19 protein-coding genes are annotated in these 18,713 nt (G+C 63.4%); 11 read left to right on the forward strand and 8 right to left on the reverse strand.

Annotated elements, in window-relative coordinates; genetic code table 11:
* Positions 1 to 648 precede the first annotated feature (648 nt).
* Entirely contained in the window at positions 649 to 876 is a 228-nt protein-coding gene (locus tag NLY44_RS10530; protein ID WP_023805420.1) for a KTSC domain-containing protein, read from the reverse strand.
* Between the two features lie 148 nt (positions 877 to 1,024).
* On the opposite strand from NLY44_RS10530, the gene NLY44_RS10535 reads away from it, so the two are divergent.
* The 5 genes from NLY44_RS10535 to NLY44_RS10555 all read left to right on the forward strand — a co-directional run bounded on the left by NLY44_RS10535 (position 1,025) and on the right by NLY44_RS10555 (position 3,957).
* Entirely contained in the window at positions 1,025 to 1,621 is a 597-nt protein-coding gene (locus tag NLY44_RS10535) for an alpha-ketoglutarate-dependent dioxygenase AlkB (RefSeq protein ID WP_023805421.1), read from the forward strand.
* A 64-nt stretch (positions 1,622 to 1,685) separates the two neighbouring features.
* Complete coding sequence (locus tag NLY44_RS10540; RefSeq protein ID WP_023697647.1) at positions 1,686 to 2,072, forward strand: hypothetical protein; 387 nt, start codon at positions 1,686 to 1,688, stop codon at positions 2,070 to 2,072.
* 77 nt (positions 2,073 to 2,149) lie between these two features.
* Positions 2,150 to 2,581 (forward strand): cupin domain-containing protein, encoded by a 432-nt coding sequence (locus NLY44_RS10545; protein ID WP_023805422.1) that lies wholly within the window; start codon positions 2,150 to 2,152, stop codon positions 2,579 to 2,581.
* Positions 2,582 to 2,680: 99 nt separating this feature from the next.
* Complete coding sequence (locus NLY44_RS10550) at positions 2,681 to 3,451, forward strand: copper homeostasis protein CutC (RefSeq protein ID WP_031201829.1); 771 nt, start codon at positions 2,681 to 2,683, stop codon at positions 3,449 to 3,451.
* Positions 3,451 to 3,957 carry a GNAT family N-acetyltransferase gene (locus NLY44_RS10555; RefSeq protein ID WP_023688180.1) on the forward strand — a complete coding sequence of 169 codons (507 nt, stop codon included), beginning with the start codon at positions 3,451 to 3,453 and terminating at the stop codon, positions 3,955 to 3,957. Before NLY44_RS10550 ends, NLY44_RS10555 begins: the two co-directional genes overlap by 1 nt.
* 66 nt (positions 3,958 to 4,023) lie before the next feature.
* Here NLY44_RS10555 and NLY44_RS10560 read toward each other — a convergent pair whose 3' ends face one another.
* From NLY44_RS10560 to NLY44_RS10575, 4 genes are all read right to left on the reverse strand, one after another.
* On the reverse strand, positions 4,024 to 5,046 hold the full coding sequence (locus tag NLY44_RS10560; protein ID WP_023688179.1) for an acyltransferase family protein: 1,023 nt from the start codon (positions 5,044 to 5,046) through the stop codon (positions 4,024 to 4,026).
* Between the two features lie 201 nt (positions 5,047 to 5,247).
* Entirely contained in the window at positions 5,248 to 6,045 is a 798-nt protein-coding gene (locus tag NLY44_RS10565) for an FAD binding domain-containing protein (protein WP_023691067.1), read from the reverse strand.
* A 98-nt stretch (positions 6,046 to 6,143) separates the two neighbouring features.
* Positions 6,144 to 8,489, reverse strand: a complete 2,346-nt coding sequence (locus tag NLY44_RS10570) for a xanthine dehydrogenase family protein molybdopterin-binding subunit (protein WP_023805424.1) — start codon at positions 8,487 to 8,489, stop codon at positions 6,144 to 6,146.
* A 122-nt stretch (positions 8,490 to 8,611) separates the two neighbouring features.
* Positions 8,612 to 9,112 carry a (2Fe-2S)-binding protein gene (locus tag NLY44_RS10575; protein WP_023672624.1) on the reverse strand — a complete coding sequence of 167 codons (501 nt, stop codon included), beginning with the start codon at positions 9,110 to 9,112 and terminating at the stop codon, positions 8,612 to 8,614.
* A 296-nt stretch (positions 9,113 to 9,408) separates the two neighbouring features.
* Here NLY44_RS10575 and NLY44_RS10580 point away from each other — a divergent pair, with 296 nt between their 5' ends.
* Together NLY44_RS10580 and NLY44_RS10585 are read left to right on the forward strand one after the other, a co-directional pair.
* The gene (locus tag NLY44_RS10580) at positions 9,409 to 10,545 is read left to right on the forward strand and encodes an FIST signal transduction protein (RefSeq protein ID WP_031194757.1); all 1,137 of its coding nucleotides are present in this window, start codon (positions 9,409 to 9,411) and stop codon (positions 10,543 to 10,545) included.
* Between the two features lie 3 nt (positions 10,546 to 10,548).
* Positions 10,549 to 11,892, forward strand: a complete 1,344-nt coding sequence (locus NLY44_RS10585) for a hybrid sensor histidine kinase/response regulator (RefSeq protein ID WP_023805427.1) — start codon at positions 10,549 to 10,551, stop codon at positions 11,890 to 11,892.
* Between the two features lie 121 nt (positions 11,893 to 12,013).
* On the opposite strand, the gene NLY44_RS10590 is transcribed toward NLY44_RS10585, so the two are convergent.
* Entirely contained in the window at positions 12,014 to 12,697 is a 684-nt protein-coding gene (locus NLY44_RS10590; RefSeq protein WP_023805428.1) for a response regulator, read from the reverse strand.
* 206 nt (positions 12,698 to 12,903) lie between these two features.
* Here NLY44_RS10590 and NLY44_RS10595 point away from each other — a divergent pair, with 206 nt between their 5' ends.
* The 3 genes from NLY44_RS10595 to NLY44_RS10605 are packed head-to-tail and all read left to right on the forward strand — an operon-like array spanning position 12,904 to position 15,358.
* On the forward strand, positions 12,904 to 13,626 hold the full coding sequence (locus NLY44_RS10595) for a fumarylacetoacetate hydrolase family protein (protein WP_023805429.1): 723 nt from the start codon (positions 12,904 to 12,906) through the stop codon (positions 13,624 to 13,626).
* 4 nt (positions 13,627 to 13,630) lie between these two features.
* Positions 13,631 to 14,281 (forward strand): maleylacetoacetate isomerase, encoded by a 651-nt coding sequence (gene maiA / locus NLY44_RS10600; protein ID WP_023746798.1) that lies wholly within the window; start codon positions 13,631 to 13,633, stop codon positions 14,279 to 14,281.
* Positions 14,282 to 14,317: 36 nt separating this feature from the next.
* Positions 14,318 to 15,358 (forward strand): zinc-dependent alcohol dehydrogenase family protein, encoded by a 1,041-nt coding sequence (locus NLY44_RS10605; RefSeq protein WP_023805430.1) that lies wholly within the window; start codon positions 14,318 to 14,320, stop codon positions 15,356 to 15,358.
* 28 nt (positions 15,359 to 15,386) lie between these two features.
* Here NLY44_RS10605 and NLY44_RS10610 read toward each other — a convergent pair whose 3' ends face one another.
* Positions 15,387 to 16,250, reverse strand: a complete 864-nt coding sequence (locus NLY44_RS10610; RefSeq protein WP_023805431.1) for a DMT family transporter — start codon at positions 16,248 to 16,250, stop codon at positions 15,387 to 15,389.
* A gap of 106 nt (positions 16,251 to 16,356) precedes the next feature.
* Here NLY44_RS10610 and NLY44_RS10615 point away from each other — a divergent pair, with 106 nt between their 5' ends.
* Positions 16,357 to 17,775 carry an aminotransferase-like domain-containing protein gene (locus NLY44_RS10615; protein ID WP_023805432.1) on the forward strand — a complete coding sequence of 473 codons (1,419 nt, stop codon included), beginning with the start codon at positions 16,357 to 16,359 and terminating at the stop codon, positions 17,773 to 17,775.
* A gap of 4 nt (positions 17,776 to 17,779) precedes the next feature.
* Here NLY44_RS10615 and NLY44_RS10620 read toward each other — a convergent pair whose 3' ends face one another.
* Positions 17,780 to 18,673: a LysR family transcriptional regulator gene (locus NLY44_RS10620; protein ID WP_023805433.1), complete on the reverse strand. Its 894-nt coding sequence runs from the start codon at positions 18,671 to 18,673 to the stop codon at positions 17,780 to 17,782.
* Positions 18,674 to 18,713 lie beyond the last annotated feature (40 nt).

The following is an 18,713-nucleotide window of genomic DNA, read 5'->3' on the forward strand; positions in this document are numbered from 1 at the left end:
AGCGCGTCCGCGCGGTCCGGTCGCGTTTTCGGGCCGTGAGTTCTCGCGGCGATTTGGCGAAGGGCTATAGAGAGCGCTTCGCCGGGGTTCCGGCGAGCCAAATCACTTCTAGTCGATCATGCCGACAATTATTTACCGGTAGCTTCCCGGGTCCTTGGCTTTCTCCGCCCGACAGCTGTCCGTGCGTTGCGCCGCCGTGCGGAAAGCGCCTTCATAAAACCTGATGGCTCTCTTGAATTTGGGGGGATTGGGCATCAGGTGTTTATCTTGCACATCGTACAAGATGTATATCGCCGTTATTTTGGATTTTCCGTCTGGAGTCAGCTGCAGCGCCGGGCATCGCGTCGTAACGGCGATGACGTTGGCTGACCATGTTACGACCAATTTCAACTGGGCGTCGGACAGCCCGGCCAGATAGTTGATGTTTTTTGATAGGCAGGGTCGATGTGTTGTCGATTATCTTTTGCAGACGCAGCGGAAGACAGGACACCTACCACGCCGAGTATAATCAATATGCATTTCAAAAGCTGCCTCCCCCAATGTCATGGCCATCTCGACCACGGCATTGTCCGTCCCCACAAAGCAGGTTGAAACAAGTCAATTCGAAAAGCAATTGGGGTTCGCGACCTTATACGGATCACCGCACCTTCAGAACCCGGTTGCTCGCGGACGCCCTTCTTCAACCAATTGAAACCGGTAGCGGTCGCGCACGAACTCGTTGAAAAATTGCCCTTTCGAGAAGGCGGCCCGGAACGCCGCATAGGTCTCGGGCTCGACCTCTTCATAGTCGTAGCGGGCTCCGCTCGGGACGAACCAGACCGAGAGGATTTTCGTCGACGGGTCGTAATGGGTGTTGCGGATGGCGGTGGACGGCATGTCGAAATCCTGCTTCGTCCCCAAATCTTTCGCCCCAAATCCTGCTTCGAACATGCGTAATGCCGCAACGATGCGGAGGTTCCGACAGGGAGGCGCACCACAACGCCGAATCTTGCCCGGGTGGCGAGGCTTCCTATCTCTCCGTCAGATGGCACAGACGAAATCCAGTACAACAGCGTATGCCAGCCAGGGCGATCTCTTCGGCGCGGCCGACACGCTGCCGGAAGGATTTTCTTACCGGCCTAGCCTGATCACAACGGACGAAGAGGCGGAACTGGTCCGTCACCTCAATGAACTGTCCTTCAAGCCGTTCGATTTCCACGGCCACCTTGCCAACCGGCAGGTCGCCGGCTTCGGCTGGCGCTACGACTACGACCGGCGCCAGGTCGTCGAAGCGCCGCCCATCCCGAAATTCCTGCTGCCGCTTCGCGACAAGGTCGCGGATTTTGCCGGCAGGCAGGCCACGGAATTCGCCCAAGTGCTCATCAACGAGTATCCGCCGGGCGCGGGCATAGGTTGGCATCGCGACAAGCCGCATTTCGATCTCGTCGCCGGCGTCTCGCTGCTGGCGCCCTGCAGCTTTCGGCTGCGCCGCAAAAACGGCTCCAAATGGGATCGCGAGACGATCGAGGTCGAACCGAGGTCCCTCTATCTCATGGACGGTCCGGCGCGCCACGAGTGGGAGCACAGCATTCCGCCGGTCGCCGGTCACCGCTACTCCATCACGCTGCGCACTCTTAAATAGGCGATACTCCAAGCCACGCAGCAGCCGCTCTGGAAGGCCGAGCGCTGTTGTGCTTCGATTGCACATGAGCGTTGACCGCAGCAGAATTTTAGTTACCCGCGTAGCGCCCTTTCTGTGGGCATGCCTGTCCTGCCTGCTGGCTCTGCAGTGGCTCGTCGACCTTGGCATGGTCGGCTTTCCCGACGGATACATAACGCCCTATGCAAGAGCAACGAGCACGCTGTTGCATGTCCTTGTCTGGGCGTGCCTGGCTCAAAGTCTCTACTTCGCTTGCCGAGCCTTGTTTGGCAAACGCTTCGAGCCTGCTCCTCTCTTCCTGCAAATCCTGATCGCCGCCGCACTGACTGTCGTGCCGGCATTCATCGTAAAACACTGTCCGCGGTCTCAGGTATGCAGCAACATCTATGAAGCGCTCACGAATACGATGATGGACGACGGCACCGGCGGATGACGTTGTGTCTCCAGTAACTGACGAGAGTTAGAACTTTGGCGTCGCGCCGCGCGGTGGCGGTAAAACCTGGAGGAACCATGCGAAAGATCCTGGCATCGATGCTGCTGTTCGCGGCAGCGCTATCTGCAAACCCCGCTCGGGCGCTGGACAGTACCATCCCGCCGGTTGTCGTCACACCGCTTGCCGATCGCAGCCAGACGGCGTCCAGCCAGCCGATCGTGCTGCCGCAGAAAAATGTCCAGGTCCTGGTTTCAACCTATGACATTGCGGTCGGTGCCACTCTGCCGGTGCACAAGCACCCGTTTGCCCGCTACGCCTATGTCGAGGCCGGGACACTCAAAGTGACGAATGTCGAGACCGGCAACAGCAACACCTACAAGACGGGCGATTTCATCATCGAGATGATCGGCCAGTGGCACCAGGCCACCAACATCGGCGACGGCCCGGTCAAGCTGCTGGTCATCGACCAGGTCGAACAAGGCGCCAAGAACACGGTGCTGCGCCAGTAATTGCGGATCGGCCGGGTTGCCGGGCTGGCCCAAGCAGCGACTGGCTGTTCCGGCTTCCCCACCAACCGAGCCGATGCTAGGGCTGGCCGTCATGCAATCATGAAGGATCGCCCCTTGGCCGGAAATGCTCGCCCCCTGATCGAAATCTGCGTCGAAGGCATCGATGGACTGCTGGCTGCGCAGGCCGCCGGCGCCGACCGGGTCGAGCTCTGCGCCAGCCTGGTCGAAGGCGGCATCACGCCCAGCCTCGGCACGGTGCGCGCCGCACTCGAGAGCGCGACCATTCCCTTCCATGTCATCGTGCGGCCGCGCGGCGGCGATTTCCTCTACAGCGAGGCCGAATACAGCTCGATGCTCGCCGATGTCGCAGCGCTTCGTGACCTCGGCGTCGCCGGTGTCGTCGTCGGTTGCCTCAATGCCGACGGCACCATCGATGAAACCCGCATGGGCGCACTGGTCGATGCCGCCGGTCCGCTCGCCGTCACCTGCCACCGCGCCTTCGACATGACGCGCGACCCGGCCGAGGCGCTGGAAGCGCTGATCCGCTGCAAGGTCGGCCGCGTGCTGACCAGCGGCCAGAGGGACACCGCGGTGGAAGGCGCCGGCCTGTTGGCGGATCTCGTCCGCCAGGCCGACGGCCGCATCATCATCCTCGGCTGCGGCGCGCTGGACCCCGAAAACATCGCCGGGGTGCTGGCATCAACCGGGCTGACGGAAATGCATTTCGCCGCGCTCAAGGATGTACCGAGCGCTATGGCCTACCGCAACCCGCAAGTCGGCATGGGCGGCACCGATCTCGACCGCGAGTATCGCACCACAGTCACCGATGGGGCGCTGGTTGCCGCGACGATTGCGGCGGCCAGAGCATGATGAGCGAAGCCGTGACTGGGCCGTCGCCGATCAGCCGTGTCTCGCCTCAGGACGAAGTGGCCATCCTCGCACTCAACAACGAGCACGCCGCCGAACTGTCATGGCTCGAGCCCGAACGGCTGTCCTTCCTGCTTGGCGAAGCGTTTTACGTCAGGCGCATCGGCGCGCTCGAAGCCTTCGTCATGACCTTCGACCAGGATGCGCGCTACGACAGCCCGAATTTCCTCTGGTTCCGCGAGCGCTATCCACGCTTCGTCTATGTCGACCGCGTCGTCGTCGCGGCGCAAGCGCGCGGCCGCGGCCATGCCCGCCGGCTCTACGAGGATCTGTTCGGGGAAGTCGCCCGCGCGGGCCACAGCATCGTCACCTGCGAGGTGAATGCCGAACCTCCCAATCCGGCTTCGGACGCCTTCCATGCCGCGCTTGGCTTTGCGCAAGTCGGCGAAGCGGCGATCCATGGCGGCCAGAAGACCGTGCGCTACTACCTCAGGCAGATTGCGGGCTGACGCATCGCTGGCTGATGATCGGCAAGCAGATCGCCACGGCAGCATAAGATTAGGAGTCCGTAGCCCTCACCAATTCCGGTTCAGCCAGGCCCGCGCGGGCTTCTCGACCAGATAGTAGCTGCATAGTGCACAGGCGAAGACAGCCGCCAGCATCGGGATCGGCGCACTGCCCTGCTCGGCGACGAATTTGTAGAAGGGCTGTTGCCAGAGATAGAGCGAGTACGACCATAGCCCGATCATCACCATCGGCCTGGATGAAAGCAGGCCGGTAAGATGCCAGTTGCTGGTGTCCAGCGTATTGACGGCAAGCGCCAGCAACGGCACCGCCAGTAGGTAATGGATCGGCGTCGGCACCGGATCGAGGAACAGCAATATAGCCGCCGCCGCCGACACGAGGCTGACATAGGGGCTCTTCAGGAATGCCGGCAGCCGGTCATCGTGCTTGAGCAGGCAGATCGATGCCGACAGCAGGATCGAGGCGATATGCACATCGGTGCGCCAATAGCTGTGCTCGTAATCCATGCCGAGTACCCAGTAGGAAATGGCGCCATTGGCCATCGCCAGCAGCGACAGCGTCACCAGCAGCCGAACGACATTGCCCCGCCCGGTCACCACCACGCTGATCAGCGCCAGGATGATGTAGGCATGCTCTTCCACGCATAGCGACCAGATGTGGTCGAGCGCGCCGGCGCGGGTGATGAGAATTCCGGCATAGTTGTAGGTGAATGTCAGCGCCGTCAGCGCCGCCTTCCATTTGAAGGCGATGAAGGTGCCGGAGAGCCCGATCATGGCTGATATCACGAACACCAGCAGCGCGGGATAGATGCGCGAAAAGCGGCGCTTGAAGAATTTTTTCAGCGGAAAGCGTTCGATGAACAGGATCTCGCCCATCAGCCGGCCTGAGAGCACGAAGAAGAACTCGACGCCGAGCACGCCGAGATTGATCCCGGGAACGGGGAAGAAATGGCCGATCAGCACCAGTGCGATCGAAAGCCCGCGCCAGCCATCGAGATAGGCCAGTCTTGCTCTAGCTGCTTTGTCGGCTGTGGCCCGCGGCAGGGCAACAGACGCTGCGGAGATGTCGGCCATGCCCGTCCTTCGCACTCAAGAACCGATGCAGCGCGCATCGCTGCGCCACGGATTCGTATTCCCGCCCGGTTTATATTGCAGTGCGGGATAACTTTGTGCAAGTGCGAAGCTTTGAGATTGGCGCGTGTTGGCGCCAACGTTTGTGATCGCAAAAAAGAAAAGGGGCCGCAATGGCCCCTTCCCGTCTCGAATTGGCACTGTTCAAGCGTTGGCGGCGTTCACCGCGCGCTTGGCCATCACGGCGATCAAATTGGCGCGGTATTCGGCCGAAGCGTGGAGGTCGGTCATCAAATTCTTAGCCGGCACTTTCACGCCGTCGAGCGCCGATGCCGCAAAATTCTTCGCCAGTGCGGCTTCGATCTCCTTCGAGCGGAACACACCGTCATCGCCGGCGCCGGTAACGGCAACGCTGACCCCGTCCTTGCCCTTGGCCACGAACACGCCGACGATCGCATAGCGCGAGGCCGGGTTGCGGAATTTTTCGTAAGCAGCCTTGGCCGGCGCGGTAAAACTCACCGCGGTGATGATCTCGCCTTCTTTCAGCGCCGTTTCGAACAGGCCGGTGAAGAATTTCGCGGCTGAAATCTCGCGCTTGTTGGTGACGATGGTGGCGCCCAGCGCCAAGAGCGCCGCCGGATAATCGGCGGCTGGGTCGTTGTTGGCGACCGAGCCGCCGATCGTGCCCTTGTGGCGCACCGCCGGATCGCCAATCAGCGACGCAAGGTGCGCAAGCGCCGGACAGGCCTTCCGCAGCTTCTCGTCATTGGCGACGTCGTAATGGGTTGTGGCGGCGCCGATGGTGACGGTCTTGCCCGACACCTTGACGCCTTGCAGCTCCCTGATCCGCGACAGGTCGATCAGGTCGGACGGTGCGGCGAGCCGCGTCTTCATCGCCGGGATCAGCGTCATGCCGCCTGACAAAAGCCTGGCGTCGCCGCTCTTCACCAGCTTGGCGGCGTCGGCGACCGAGGCGGCGCGGTGGTAGTTGACTGCGTACATGGGATCCTCCCCTGAAGTGGTTAGGCAGTAGTGAGTAGGGAATAGGGACGCTGTCATCTCCGGCGATGCCCATTCCCTACTCACTACTCCCTACTCACTCATTTCTTCGCCCGTATCGCCGCCCACACCGTCGACGGCGAGGCCGGCATGGGGATGTCCACAATCCCCAAAGCGTCGGTGATGGCGTTGATGACCGCTGGCGGCGAGCCGATGGCGCCGGCCTCGCCACAGCCCTTGATGCCGAGCGGATTGCTCGGACACGGCGTGTTCGACGTCGACACCTTGAATGACGGCAGGTCGTCCGCGCGCGGCATGGTGTAGTCCATGTAGCTCGCCGTCAGCAGCTGCCCGCTATCGTCATAGTGCGCGCCTTCCAGCAGCGCCTGGCCGATGCCCTGGGCGATGCCGCCATGCACCTGACCCTCGACGATCATCGGGTTGATGATGTTGCCGAAATCGTCCGCCGCGACGAACTGGACGATCTCGGTCGTGCCGGTTTCCGGATCGATCTCGACCTCGCAGATGTAGCAGCCCGCCGGGAAAGTGAAGTTCGCCGGATCGTAGAAGGCTGTTTCCTTCAGTCCCGGCTCCATGCCTGCCGGCAGATTGTGAGCGGTGTAGGCGGCAAGCGCCACCTGGAACCAGGGCAGGCTCTTGTCGGTGCCGGCAACCTTGACCTCGCCATTCTCGATGACGATGTCGCCCTCGTCGGCCTCGAGCAGATGGGCGGCGATTTTCTTGGCCTTGGCCTCGACCTTGTCGAGCGCCTTGGCGATTGCCGACATCCCGACCGCGCCCGAGCGCGAGCCGTAGGTGCCCATACCCATCTGCACCTTGTCGGTATCTCCATGGACGATCGAGACCGAGTCCAGTGGCACGCCAAAACGCTGGTTGACGAGTTGCGCGAAGGTCGTCTCATGGCCCTGGCCGTGGCTGTGCGAGCCGGTCAGCACCTCGATCGTGCCGACGGCATTGACCCGCACTTCGGCGGATTCCCACAGACCGACGCCGGCGCCGAGCGAACCGACCGCCGCCGACGGCGCGATGCCGCAGGCCTCGATATAGCAGCTCATGCCGATGCCGCGCAGTCTGCCCTGGCTGCCGGCCGCCGCTTTGCGCTTGGCAAAGCCGGCATAGTCGGACGCCTGTGTCGCCGCATCGAGTGAAGCTCCATAGTCGCCGGCGTCATAGTTCATGATGACCGGCGTCTGATGCGGAAACTCGGTGATGAAATTGGCGCGCCGCAACTCCGCCGGCGAGACCCCAAGTTCACGCGCGGCCGTCTCCATTGTCCGTTCGAGCAGATACGTGGCTTCCGGCCGCCCTGCCCCGCGATAGGCGTCGACGGGTGCCGTGTTGGTGTAGACGGTGCGCACATTGGCGTGGATCGTCGGGATGTTGTACTGGCCCGACAGCAGCGTCGCGTAGAGATAGGTCGGCACGCAAGACGAGAACAGCGACATGTAGGCGCCGAGATTGGCGATGGTGTCTACCTTGAAGCCGGTGATCTTGTTGTTCTTGTCGAACGCCATTTCGACCGTCGAGACATGGTCGCGGCCATGCGCGTCGGTGAGAAAGCTTTCGGTACGGTCGGCGACCCATTTGACCGGGACGCCGGTCTTCTTCGACGCCCAAAGGCAGACGATCTCTTCGGGATAGATGTAGATCTTCGAGCCGAAGCCGCCGCCGACATCGGGCGCAATGACGCGCAGTTTGTTTTCCGGTGCGACATTGTAGAAGGCGCTCATCACCAGCCGCGCGACATGCGGGTTCTGCGACGTCGTCCAGCAGGTAAAATGGTCCTCGGCCTTGTCGTAATGGCCAAGGGCCGCGCGCGGCTCCATGGCGTTGGGAACCAGCCGGTTGTTGACGATCTTCATGCGGGTGACATGGGCCGCCGCCTGGATCGCCGCATCGGTCGCCTTGGCATCGCCGATCTCCCAGTCGAAGATAAGATTGTCCTCGGCTTCGGCATGGACCTGCGGCGCACCTTTTTGCAGCGCCTTGGTGGCATCGACCACCGCCTTCAATTCCTTGTAGGTGATCTCGACCGCTTCGGCCGCGTCGCGGGCCTGGCCCTTGGTTTCCGCCACCACGATGACGACCGCGTCGCCGACATAGCGCACCTTGTCGACGGCCAGCGGCGACCACGCGCCCATCTTCATCGGCGAGCCGTCCTTGGAATGGATCATCCAGCCGCAGATCAGGTTGCCGATGCCGTCGGCCTTGAGCTCCTTGCCGGTCAAGACGCCGATGACGCCGGGCATCGCCTGCGCTCGTCTGACGTCGATCTTCTTGATCTGAGCATGCGCGTGCGGGCTGCGCACGAAAGCGGCATGCTTCATGCCGGGAACCACCATGTCGTCGACATAGCGGCCGGCGCCGGTGATGAACCGTTTGTCTTCCTTGCGCACGACCCGAGCGCCGATGCCTTCAATGCCCATAGGAATTCCTCCGGAATAGCGAATAGTGAGTAGCGAATAGTGAACAGTGAGTAGGGAATTGTGCTCGGAGCGGTTCGGCTAAACCGACTACTCGCTATTCACTATTCACTACTCGCTTCTTTCTACGCCGCTTGTTTCACCCTGCCCTTCGGCGCCTTCGCCATCGTTTGCGATGCGGCAAGGATCGCCTTGACGATATTGTGGTAGCCGGTGCAGCGGCAGATGTTGCCTTCGAGCTCGGCGCGCACCGTCGCCTCGTCAAGGCCTTCGGGATGGCGCGCGATCATGTCGGTCGCGGTCATGATCATGCCCGGCGTGCAGAAGCCGCATTGTAGCCCATGATGTTCCTTGAACGCGGCCTGCATCGGATGCAGGTCGCCGCCATTGGCAAGCCCTTCGATCGTCACCACGGTCGACCCGGAGGCCTGCACAGCCAGCATCGAACAGGACTTCACTGCCCTGCCGTCGACATGCACGACGCAGGCGCCGCATTGAGAGGTGTCACAACCGACATGCGTTCCGGTGAGACCAAGATTTTCGCGCAGGAAATGAACCAGAAGCGTTCGGTCCTCGGCAGCGCCGCTGATCCGTTTTCCGTTCACGACAAACGAAACGTCCGACATGCATCCTCCCTGGGTATGACCTTGGTAGTCATGCTGCCGATGCGGCTTTGGCGCTCGGCCATGCCCTATTGGTACACTGCACAAAGCGCAAAAAACACACGGCGCTCATTGTACTTTCGGTCATGGACAAAACGAAAATCATGGGCCTGTCCGCCCCATTGCCAAAGAGCGAATAGGGGGCAACAATGCCCTCGACGCCAGCGCGCCGAGAGACATAAAACGGGCGCGCGCAGGAAGCGTCGGAGGATATCGGGAGGAAGCCTCTGGCCAGTTCACGGACGAGCTATGCATCCGGTCTGTCGGCGCTCACCACCGACGAGCCCGACGCCGATGCATTCGCCCGAGCGGTCGCCGCCGAGGCCGCAGCCATCGATGCCGGCTTTGCCCTGCTGTTCTTTTCCCAGAGCCTGCTTGATGCGAGCGTCCTTTCGCAAGCGCTGAAGACCCAAGCGCCGACGCTGGCCTACGCCGCCTGCTCGACCGCCGGCGAGATCACCCCGCAAGGCCTGGAGGAAGGTCATGTGCTCGCCATGCTCTTTCCCTCCGCGTCGTTTTCGGCGGTCAGCACCATGGTCGACAATCTCTCCTCGTCGGGCATGGACAGGATCACTGATGAAGTCGAGGCCTTGCGGCGGTTGCTGCGCGGACGCACCGGCAGTTGCCATGCCAAAAGCACCTTCGCGCTCTGCTTCATCGACGGCCTGTCCTTTGCAGAGGAAGCGGTGACCTCGGCCATCCATTGGGGGCTGGACGACATCCCGCTGATCGGCGGTTCGGCGGGCGACGATTTGAAATTCGAAACCACCAGGCTGATTTCGAACGGCAAGGTAGCGTCCGACAGCGCCATCATTGTGCTGATCGCCACCGAGATTCCGTTCCATGTCTTCAAGACCGACAATTTCATCCCCACCGACGAGAAGCTGGTGGTGACGGCATCCGATCCGGACCACCGCACCGTGCGCGAATTCAACGCCACCAATGCGGCTGAGGAGTATGCAGCCTCCGTCGGCATCGTTGCGCAGAACCTGACGCCGATGAGCTTCGCTTCGCACCCGGTGGTGGTGAAAGTGGGTGGCGAATTTTACTGCCGCTCGATCCAGAAGATGCATCCCGACGGCTCGCTGTCATTCTTCTGCGCCATAGACGACGGCGTCGTGCTGTCCATCGCCCAGCCCAAGGACATGGTGGAATCCACGCGCGCCGCACTGCGCGACGTCGAGCAACGGCTCGGCGGCATCGACATGATCCTCGGCTTCGATTGCGTGCTGCGCCGGCTCGATGCGCGCAACCGCCAGGTGTTCCGCGACATTTCGGAGCTCTACCGGGTCAACAATGTCATCGGCTTCGGCACCTATGGCGAACAGTACCGCTCGATGCATCTGAACCAAACCTTCACCGGCATCGCCTTCGGCGAACGCCAGGCGGCGGAATAGCCCATGCCGCTCAGGGACATCGACGACGTCGACAGGCTGAAGAAGATCAACGCCGCTCTGGTCAGCCGCGTCGAGCGCTCGATGGACCAGCAAGGCAATGCCTTCTCGCTGTTCCAGACCGCGATTTCACTTGAAAACCGCGTGCGTATGCGCACCGAGGAACTGCACTCGACCTTGCGCCGGCTGGAACAGTCGAACATCGACCTCAGCGCCGCCAAGGAAAACGCCGAGCTGGCAAACCTGTCCAAGACCAGGTTCCTGGCCGCCGCCAGCCATGACGTGCTGCAGCCGCTGAACGCCGCCCACCTCTCCGTCTCGGCGCTGGCCGAAGTGCAGACCAGCGACGAGGGCAAGAAGCTGGTCCGCCAGGTCGAGCGCTCGCTGGAGACCATGGAAGACCTGTTGCGCACGCTGCTCGACATTTCCAAGCTCGATGCCGGCGTGGTCCAGCCCGACATCGGCGATGTCAATCTGGAGACGCTGTTTTCCTCGCTGCGGTCGGATTTCCTGCCCGTGGCCGAGATGAAGGGGCTGGCGCTGAAGTTCCGCCCGGTCAGCGCCGTGGTGCGTTCGGACCGCACGCTCTTGCGCCGCATCCTGCAGAATATCCTGTCCAACGCTCTGCGCTACACCCGCTTCGGCGGCGTGCTGGTCGGCACCAGGCATCGCGGCGACACCATCCGCATCGATGTCGCCGACACCGGCTGCGGCATTCCCGAGGATCAGCGCGAGGCGGTTTTCGAGGAGTTCCATCGCGGCTCCGCCATTCCAGCCGATACCGGGATCTCCGGCGGCGGGCTGGGCCTGGGCCTTGCCATCGTGCGGCGCATGGCCGCCGCGCTCGGTCATCCCGTGACGTTCTCCTCGAGGGTTGGGCGCGGCACCATCTTCCACATCGACGTGCCGGTCGGCATCGGCGCCAGCGCCGACGCCATCGCCAGCCTTGCCGAGATGGAGCGGCCGCGCGGCTACGGCCTGTTCGGCACCAAGGTCCTGCTGGTCGAAAATGACGCCGACGTGTTGCAGGCGATGACCTTCCTGCTCGAGCGCTGGCAGTGCCTGGTGCGCGCCGCGACTTCGACCGAGGCTGCGATCAGCCTGCTTGGCGACACCGACTGGGTGCCCGACATCGTCATTGCCGACCAGCATCTCGACGACGGCGACCTCGGCACCGCCACCATCGCCGAAGTCCGCGATTATCTCGGCCGCGCCGTGCCGGCGCTGATCGTCACCGCCGACGGATCGGAGGCCGTCGCCAAGGCAGCCCGCGCCGCAGGCATAGAGCTGATGCGGAAGCCGCTAAAGCCGGCGCAGCTAAGGGCGCTGCTGGCGCATTTGCTGGCTTGAGCCCCATACCCTCCCTCGATGGGGAGGGTCGGCGCGCAGCGCCGGGGCGGGGTGCAGCGCCAAGCTCCCCACCCCGCTCCGCTTCGCGGATCGACCCTCCCCACAAGGGGGAGGGTAAAGATCAAAACCCCGCCTGATCCCTGAACAACTCAGCATTGTCCAGCTTCGACACCTCGATCACCGCTTGCGTGCGGCTGTAGACGTTTAGCTTGCGCAAGATCTCCGAGACATGCGCCTTCACCGTGGTCTCGCCGACCTGCAGCTCGTAGGCGATCTGTTTGTTGAGCAGGCCCTGGCGCAGCATCTGCAGCACGCGCAGCTGCTGCGGCGTCAGTTTGGCCAGCCGCTGCACCATATCGGCGCGGTCGGCGCTGTCGGCGTCGGGTGGCTGTCCCTCATATGTCTCCGGCACATAGATCGCGCCCTCCATCACCGAGCGGATGGCGGCGGCGAGATCGCTCTTGCGCGCCGATTTCGGGATGAAGCCGGCAGCGCCATAGGACAGTGCCTCGGAAATGATCTTCGGCTCCTCATAACCCGAGACGACGACCACCGGCAGCCGCGGATGGCGGGTCCTGAGCTGCAGCAACCCCTCAAAGCCATGGACATCGGGCATGTTGAGATCGAGCAGCGCCAGATCGAATGGCTTTATCCCACCCAGAAGATCGAGCGCTTCGGCGATCGAGCGCGCCTCCACCGTGTCGACTTCCGGGTACGCCATCTGCACGGCGCTGTGCAGCGCCTCGCGAAACAGCGGATGGTCGTCGATGATCAGAAACCGGGCGCGATCGTTGATTGCGGTCATGGTGTTCGTTTCAGTTCTCCGTGGGCACGATACTCCCGCTGGTATGGCCAGCTTATTGGCAAATAGTCTATCGCCATCTTAACCCCCGGAGGCGAAGCCGACTTTATCCGACAATCAAGGCGCAGCCGATGCTTTTGCGGAGGCTCCTGCCTTGCCCGGCGGTTCAAATCGGTCAAATGTGCCCCAGTTGAAGCAGAGACCCGCGCATGACAGATTTCGTCCTTCCCCTGCCCGCAACACCATCGGTCGCCATAGAAGGCTCGGCCGAGCGTTTTGCGGTGCGCCGCATCTTCTGCGTCGGCCGCAACTACGCCGCGCATGCCCGCGAACTCGGCAATGACGAGCGCGACCCGCCCTTCTTCTTCACCAAGCCGGCCGATGCGGTGGTCGATAGCGGCACCACGATCCCCTACCCGCCTTTGACCAAGAACCTGCATCACGAGATCGAACTCGTCGCGGCGATCGGCAAGGCCGGCTTCCGCATTCCGCGCGCTGAGGCGCTCGACCATGTCTGGGGCTACGGCGTCGGCATCGACCTCACTCGCCGCGACCTGCAGGACGAAGCCAAGAAGGCGGCGCGGCCCTGGGATTGGTCGAAGGCCTTCGACCGCTCGGCGCCCTGCGGTCCGCTGGTGCCGGCCGCCAAATCCGGCCATCCGCAAAAGGGCCGCATTTGGCTCGCCGTCGACGGCGCGGTGAAGCAGGAGGGCGACCTCGCCGAACTGATCTGGCCGATCGCCGATATCGTTTCGATCTGCAGCGGTGCGGTTGTACTACAACCGGGCGACCTGATCTTCACCGGCACGCCGGCCGGTGTCGGTGCGGTGGCGCCGGGACAGACGATGACCGGCGGCGTCGACGGCATCGGCACCATCGAGATCACTGTCGGCCAAGATTCGATCGGCCAAAATTCCACCGGCAAGCCGTGATCCGATGAGCGACCTCGTCCTCCACAACTACTACCGCTCCTCCACTTCCTACCGCGTCCGCATTGCGCTCGAGATGAAGGGGCTGGGCTACGATTACGTGCCGCATCATCTGCGTCATGGCGACCATCTGGAGCCGGCTTACCTGGCGGTCAATCCGCAGGGGCTGGTGCCGGCGCTGATCCTGGGCGACGGCACGCTTTTGACGCAGTCGCTGGCGATCATCGAATATCTCGACGAGACCCACCCCGAACCGCCGCTGCTGCCGAAGGACGCGCTCGGCCGGGCGCGCGTGCGAATGCTGGCGCAGATGATCGCCTGCGACATCCACCCGGTGAACAATCTGCGCGTGCTGACCTCGCTGCGCACTTTGTTCGGCGCCGGCGACCAGGATGTCATCCACTGGTTTCGCCACTGGGTGAACGAAGGCTTCCAGCCGCTTGAAAAGATTCTGGCTTCATCGGATGAGACCGGCACATTTTGCCATGGCGACGCACCGGGCCTCGCCGACATCTGCCTGGTCGCCCAGATCGCCAGCAACGCCCGCTTCGGCGTCGACCTGACACCCTACCCCGAGATATCGCGCATCCACGCCGCCTGCATGGCGCTGCCGGCCTTTCAGAAGGCGGCGCCGGAGAATCAGATAGATGCCGAATAGGCTCACAATGCCGGAGCAGAGCACGGAGAGTTGCCGATGAAAGCCGTCGTCTTCGAAAAATTCGGCGAGGCGCCGAGAATCCAGACCGTGCCGGATCCGAAGCCGGCCGCCGATGGCGTCGTCATCAAGGTCGAGGCGACGGGGCTGTGCCGCAGCGACTGGCATGGCTGGATGGGCCATGATGACGGCATCACCCTGCCGCATGTTCCCGGTCACGAACTGGCCGGCATTGTCGTAGCCGTCGGCAAGCGGGTGACCCGCTGGAAGGCCGGCGAACGCGTCACCGTGCCGTTCTGCGTCGGCTGCGGCCGCTGTTTCGAATGCACCTCCGGCAACCACCAGGTCTGCGAGCATCAAACGCAGCCAGGCTTCACCGCCTGGGGCTCGTTTGCCGAATATGTCGCCATCGAACATGCCGACACCAACCTCGTGCGGCTGCCCGAGGAGATGGAATTCGCCACCGCCGCCAGCCTCGGCTGCCGCTTCGTCACCTCGTTTCGCGCCATTGTCGACCAGGGCCGGGTGACGCCGGGCGAATGGGTGGCGGTGCATGGCTGCGGCGGCGTCGGCCTGTCGGCGATCATGATCGCCAGTTCCATGGGCGCCAATGTCATTGCCATCGACCTTACCGACGAGAAGCTGGAGTTCGCCAAAAAGATCGGCGCCGTGGCGACCATCAATGCCTCGAACACGCCGAATGTCGTCAAGGCGGTCAAGCAGATCACCAATGGCGGCGCACACATGTCGATGGACGCGCTCGGCCACCCCACGACGTCGTTCAACTCGATTTCCAATCTGCGCCGGCGTGGCCGCCATGTGCAGGTTGGCCTGATGCTGGGCGAGCATGCCCGGCCACAGGTGCCGATGGACAAGGTGATTGCCTTCGAGCTCGAAATCCTCGGCAGCCATGGCATGCAGGCCCACCGCTACCCCGCCATGATGGAGATGATCCGCACCGGCAAGCTCAAGCCCGAACTGCTGGTCGGCAACAAGATCAGCCTTGATGAGGCGCCGGCGGCGCTGATGGCGATGGGCGGTTTCGAGGGGATTGGCATTGGGGTGGTGACGAAGTTCTAGGGCGGAGTCGCCCTCCACCACCAAACTCCTAGCGTGCAAATTTCTTCGCCCCGAACACGCAGGCCACCACGCCGAGCGTGACAACAATCATCAGCGGGCTGACCTGCTCGTGCAGCAGCGACGCTGCCAGCGCCAGGCCGAAAAAGGGCTGTAGTAGCTGCAACTGCCCGACGGCAGCGATGCCGCCTTGGGCGAGGCCGCGGTACCAGAACACGAAGCCGATCAGCATGCTGAACAGCGAGACATAGGCGAGACCCATCCAGGCGCCGGAGCCGACGCTGGCGAAGGACGACGGCAGCGTCGCAAAGGTCAGAACCAGCATGATCGGCAGCGAGATCGCCAGCGCCCAGCAGATCACCTGCCAGCCGCCCAGCCTGCGCGACAATGCCGCCCCCTCGGCATAGCCCAGGCCGCAGACGATGATGGCGGCCAGCATCAGGCCGTCGCCGACAGGTGAGGCCGTCACCCCTTGCATCAGGGCAAAACCGGCGACCAGCGCGCTGCCGATGCAGGAAAACAGCCAGAAGGCCGGGCGCGGACGCTCGCCACCGCGCAGCACGCCGAAGATCGCGGTGGCCAGCGGCAGCAGGCCGACGAAGATGATAGAGTGGGCAGAGGTGACGTGCTTCAGCGCCAGCGCGGTGAGAAAGGGAAAGCCGACAACCACGCCAAGGGCGACGATCACCAGCGACAGAAAATCGCCGCGCTCCGGGCGTTTCTGCCGAAACAGCATCAGCATGGCGAGACCGAGAAGTCCGGCAATCGCGGCGCGGGCCGAGGTCAGGAATATCGGATCGAAATCGGCCACGGCCACGCGCGTTGCCGGCAGCGAGCCTGAGAAGATCAATACGCCGATGAATCCGTTCATCCAGCCGCTCGCGGTCTTGTCCATTCCAGGCTCCAGTGCTTTCGCCCTCTATTGGGCAAGTGCCTATGGTGCAGCCAGAGACAATGCAGTACAATTCCGCAAAACTGTAATGGCTATCAGAGCAATACAGATGACCGAACTCATTTTGGAAACCGGCGATGCGCACCCTCCTGTCGCGACCACGCTTGTGGAAACTGTCATGGCGACCATCCGCCAGCGGATATCGGCGCGCAGCCTGACGCCAGGCGCGCGGCTGCCTTCGATCCGCGCCTTTGCCAAGGCCATGCAGGTGTCCAAGTCGACCGTGGTCGAAGCCTATGAGCGGCTCGCCGCCGAAGGCGCGATACGCTCACGGCCGGGCTCGGGCTTTTATGCCGCCGGATCGCTGGCGCCACTGTCGCTGACCGAGATAGGCCCGCGGCTCGACCGCGCCATCGATCCACTGTGGGTCTCGCGCCAGTCGCTGGAAGCCGGCGACGACATGCTGAAACCAGGCTGCGGCTGGATGCCGGCCTCGTGGATGCCGCAAGCGGCCCTGCGCCGGGCGCTGCGCACGGTGGCGCGTGCCGACGATGTCGACCTCACCGATTACGGCACGCCGCTCGGCCTGCCGCCGCTCAGGCAATTGCTCGCGCGGCGCATGGAAGGCCACGGCATCGAGGTCTCGCCCGAACAGATCATGCTGACCGAATCGGGCACGCAGGCCATCGATCTTCTGTGCCGCTTCCTGATCGAACCCGGCGATACCGTGCTGGTCGACGACCCCTGCTATTTCAATTTCCACGCGCTGCTGCGCGCCCACCGCGCCAAGGTCGTCAGCGTGCCCTACACGCCATCCGGGCCTGATATCGAGCTGTTCGCCCAGGCACTGGCCGAGCACAGACCGCGCCTCTACATCACCAATTCCGCCATCCACAACCCGACCGGCGCGATCCTGTCGCCGGTCACCGCGCACCGGCTGCTGAAGCTCGCCGACCAGTCGGACCTGACCATCGTCGAGGACGACATCTTCGCCGATTTCGAGCACAGTCCCGCGCCCCGGCTGGCGGCGTTCGACGGCCTCAACCGCGTCGTCCATATCGGCAGCTTCTCCAAGACGCTATCGGCATCGGTTCGCTGCGGCTTCATCGCGGCACCGCGCGACTGGATCGAGCAACTCACCGACCTCAAGATTGCCACCACCTTCGGCGGCGGCCGGCTGGCGGCCGAACTGGTGCTGACGCTGCTTAGGGACGGCAGCTACCGCAAGCACATGGAATTGCTGCGCGCGCGGCTTTCCCGCGCCATGGGCGAGACGGGCGTGCGCCTGAAGGCGATCGGCATCACGCCCTGGATCGACCAACCGGCCGGCTTGTTCCTGTGGTGCAGCCTGCCGGATGGCGTGGACGCGGCTGAAATGGCACGCCGCGCGCTGGCCGACAACATCGTGCTGGCGCCCGGCAACGCATTCAGTCTGTCGGGAACCGCCAGCCGCTTCCTGCGCTTCAACGTTGCCCAGTGCCAGGACGAGCGGATTTTCAGGGTGCTCAAGGCGGCAATGGCGCGCTGAGCGCTCAGCGGGAGGCCGCGCAGACCTCCCGAACGCAATCTCGCAGCCAGCGTTGCGCCGGATCGGCATCGAGCCGTGGATGCCAGAGCATCGAGATGGTGACCTCCACAGTGGCGACCGGCAGCGGAAAGCTGACCATGCCGGCGCGTGCGCCTTGCGTGTGCCGTTCGGGCACGCTGGCAATAAGGTCCGAAGCACGCGCCATGGCGAGTGCAGCCGAAAAGCCGGAGACCATGCACGCCACGGTTCGCTGCAGGCCGAGCTGCGCCAAAGTCTGATCGATCGGCCCTCTTTCCCGACCCCGCCGTGAAACGCTGATGTGGCGGCCGGCCGCGTAGCGTTCAGGCGTTACCGCGCCTTCACTCAAAGGGTGGCCGGCTCGCACAGCACCGACGAAGCGGTCGCGAAACAGCGCCTGTATCAGCACTTCAGGTCCGGCCTCGCCGGCAACGCCGATTTCGAGGTCGATGTCGGCGTCGCGCAATGAGGCGACGTCCTTGTCGGCTTTCGGCGCAAAGCGCAGCCGCACGCCCGGCGCCTCGGCCTGTATGCGGGCGACAAGACCCGGCCCGAACTCCTCGACGAACCCCTCATTGCTGCGCAGCGTGAAGATCTGGCCCAGCTTTGCGAGATCGAGCAGCCTGGCGGGACGCAGCAGCATTTCCGCTTCCTGGACGACACGGCCGGCCTGCTGCCGCAATGCCTCCGCGCGCGGCGTTGGAACCAGGCCGCGGCCGGCGCGGACCAGCAGCGGATCACCGGTGGCCTCGCGCAGCCGCGCCAGGGTGCGGCTCATCGCCGACGGGCTGAGCCGTAGCTGGGTTGCCGCCCGAGCCACGCTGCCTTCGGCGAGCAAAACGTCGAGCGCGAACAGTAGATTGAGATCGGGCGATGCCATCGGCGGATTGTAGCACATGCCATGGCGTTTGGTGCACGAA

Source organism: Mesorhizobium sp. C089B (genome assembly GCF_030323125.1).
GTDB lineage: Bacteria > Pseudomonadota > Alphaproteobacteria > Rhizobiales > Rhizobiaceae > Mesorhizobium.